General features: G+C 46.1%; 1 protein-coding gene and 2 pseudogenes. All 3 read right to left on the reverse strand.

Annotated elements, in window-relative coordinates; all coding sequences use genetic code 11:
• Positions 1 to 87: 87 nt before the first annotated feature.
• Positions 88 to 702, reverse strand: a pseudogene (locus B5D35_RS23155) (dicarboxylate/amino acid:cation symporter); the annotation flags it as partial.
• A gap of 359 nt (positions 703 to 1061) precedes the next feature.
• Positions 1062 to 2252 carry a putative manganese transporter gene (locus B5D35_RS23160; RefSeq protein WP_078754758.1) on the reverse strand — a complete coding sequence of 397 codons (1191 nt, stop codon included), beginning with the start codon at positions 2250 to 2252 and terminating at the stop codon, positions 1062 to 1064.
• 161 nt (positions 2253 to 2413) lie between these two features.
• A pseudogene (locus tag B5D35_RS23165) lies at positions 2414 to 3247 on the reverse strand (methyl-accepting chemotaxis protein); the annotation flags it as partial.
• Positions 3248 to 3315 lie beyond the last annotated feature (68 nt).

A 3315-nucleotide genomic window follows, 5' to 3' on the forward strand; every position in this document is an offset into this window, starting at 1 on the left:
CTTTATTCAGGCTCCTAGGTTCATCTGGTGATACAGATGGTTCACTCGTTGAGCGGTGAACAGCGCTTCATACGACTTCACGTCGCACACCCCATAGGGTGCAAGGTTCATCAACAACGCAACCAGCTTCAGAATCACTTCATTCAAATCACGGAAAAATGCCGCAACACGCTCACCAGGTTGACCAGACGCACTGATCGCAATACCAAACAACAAAGCAAAGATGATGATTTGAAGAGTATTACCTTCCGCCATTGAGCTGATTGGGTTTGTCGGGAACATATCGACAATGACTTCTCCCAACGTAGGTGCTTCCGTTGCCGTAAACGTAGAGGCGGCGGAAAGATCTGCGCCTTTACCTGGCCCAAATAGCAAAGCCAAACTCATCGCCAGTGTAATGGCCAGAGCGGTCGTTCCCAGGTAGAACATCAACGTTTTACTGCCAAGACGACCCAACGTCGCAATGTCTTTTAATGAACTGGTGCCACAAACAAGGGAAACAAAAACTAACGGCACAACCAGCATTTTCAAGCTAGCAACAAAAATTTGACCACCAACGTCAAACAAACCATTGACGATGTACTCGTTAACGAAGCCTTCTTCGCCAAACAACAATCGAATCGCAAATCCGGTGACAATACCCAAAACCATGCCCACAAGCACGCGGGTCGTCAGGGACATCTTTTTTGCTTCCGCATTCATCGTTGAATACTCCTTTTCAAGATTTACTTTCTTGTCACATTTAATTCGCAAGGAGATTAACAGCGGTTTTACGAAATTAGATATTTTTTTTTGGGGGGAACTATCAGTATATTTAACCCAGGTCACACTTGCGAACTTGTGATGACACAAATAAAAATCAATTAAACAACAAATTCGAAACCAAACAGACCATAAAATAGCCACACCAAATTTGTCGCCTATTTTTTTTTCACCAATAACTATGCATATTGGTCACTTTTTACTACAGAAACGCGCTAGAAATTCACCCATAAAACGCAAAAAAAAGGGGAATAAGTTCCCCATTTTTTTCTTCTATTACGGCTATAAACATAAGCAGGTCACATTTCAACCAGTGCATAATAACTGTATGCAAAAAATAGCGCAGGAATTGTTGAGTATACTGTCGCAACAATGGCAGCTTTAGGTGCAAGAGCAATGGCAGGGAAAAGCGCATCACCATCATTCGAAATGGCATTCCCAATTTGGGCAGACATAGGAACAGCGCCACTTATATATAAACTTGTAACTAAAATTTGAGGGCCACACCCAGGCAATAATCCAACTAACACACCAAATAAAGGCATCAACGGCGTCCAGTCTCCAAACACGCCAGCAAGATCAATATGAAAAGCCAACACGGTAAGTTCAAAAGCAAGGAAAGCAGCAATCACCCAGACAGTGACAAAATTCGTGTCTTGCGCCACACGCTGGAACAAATGTGCATGCTGACATTTGGGGTCTTCACCGACAACCGATTCGTAAGAGTTTGCCTCACGCTGCACGGCCCAGAAGGTGACCGTAATGATTGCCAATACCGCCCCCAGTAATTCGGTCGTCCCCTTGGGCATACTCAGAAGACTGTCAGTATCTAACTGGAACGAACCAATCAACGCGACTGCAAGCGCTGGCACCACCAACCACTGCCAAAAACGCCCCTGTGCACTAATAAATGGCTTTTGACATTCCTCGGTGCAAACAACGTCTCTCGCTTTTTGTTTCACTTTAGGCCGTAAAAAATGCTCGCCATGTAGCGCATCCACAATACGACCTGAAATTAAACCAACAAAAAAGCCCAGCACCAGCATAAAAACGCCATCATGAGGTTTTGTGGCTAACAATAAGAACGCCGCATCCCCCATAGTGGCCGTCAATACTGCAACGACACTCCCGAAGCTCAGGTTGCCTCTAACAAATTGCGTAATGACGACGATGGCCCCTCCACACCCGGGCAAAGCCCCCATAAAAGAAGCAAACAGTATCTGCAAATTCTTGTGACGCATGATCGTATTGAGAAAAACACCCTTGCGATCAAATTTTTCAGATAGATAGTGGAACAGTGCTAGCGTTGCAGCAACATACGCAGCTACCTGCCAAAAAGCGTCAGATAAAGTGGGAAGCACCGTCGCCCGAGTTGGTTCTGCAACGACAAGCGCCAAAAGAACCGCTGGCACGACTAATCGGTGATAACGCAATGAACGGCGTTGCGCTCTTGAAGTAGGCGTCAGTATTCTGGATATGAATTCAGTCATAGCGTCCGCTTTATGATAATGAGAATTATTATCATAATAAGACAAGTAGCTGAAAATGCAATGACGAGATGAAACGATCATTCACGGTGATAAATAATTCACGCGGCCAGCAAACGAAAAAAGCCGTCATAAAGACGGCTTTTATTTTATATATCAAACAGTTACAATCGGAAGAAGCCCAGTTCTTGTTTTTGGCTTTCCGCAAGCTGAGACAACTCTTGGCTTGCTTGCGCACTTTGGCTGATGCCCGCAACATTTTGCGAAATAATTTCAGAAACATTGCTGATATTACGGTTGATGTCCAGCGTAACCGCAGACTGTTGCTCAGCAGCGGTTGCAACCAAGGTATTCATGTCTGTAATTTGCGCCACGGATTGCGTAATGCCAGTCAGGGCTTCATTGGCCTGTGAGCTTAGCTCTTGGGTACGGGATAAAACATCCATACACGTGCCCATGCTATCACCTGCTTGTGCAGCCTGAACTTGCAAACCTTCAATGATTTGCTGGATTTCTTTGGTCGACGCTTCAGTTCGCGCCGCAAGCATACGCACTTCGTCAGCGACAACCGCAAAACCTCGGCCGGATTGACCGGCACGCGCAGCTTCAATCGCCGCATTCAATGCCAGCAAATTCGTTTGCTCTGAAATACCACGAATGACCTCAACCACATGGCTGATACGCTGTGACTGCTCCTGAAGCGTGTTCACAACACTCGCTGTATTCTCAATCGATTCCGCCATTTGATGTGCAGCTTGAGAGCTCTGAGCGAAAATGGCCAGACCTTGTGATGCCAGATCGTCCGTTTGACGTGCTGCATGGTCAGCGTTCACTGCATTGTCTGACACATTGTTTGCGGTGCTAGAAAGCTCTGTAACCGCGGAGGCAACTTGCTCAATCTCACCTTGTTCTTGTTGCGCATTCGCCGCAGATTGGGTCATAACCGTTGCCAGTTCCGTTGATGCCGCTGCGACTTCATCACTGATACTGCACAAGGTACCAAGGCTTTGTTGCTTAAATCGATGGAACTAAATCTAGAAGCTACGATCTGATCGGCTACACCCAT

The sequence above is a fragment of the Enterovibrio nigricans DSM 22720 genome (assembly GCF_900167155.1).
Lineage (GTDB): Bacteria > Pseudomonadota > Gammaproteobacteria > Enterobacterales > Vibrionaceae > Enterovibrio > Enterovibrio nigricans.

Coding starts and splice junctions, on each gene's coding strand:
- B5D35_RS23160 (WP_078754758.1), bottom strand. CDS start 2,252: ATGACTGAATTCATATCCAGAATACTGACGCCTACTTCAAGAGCGCAA.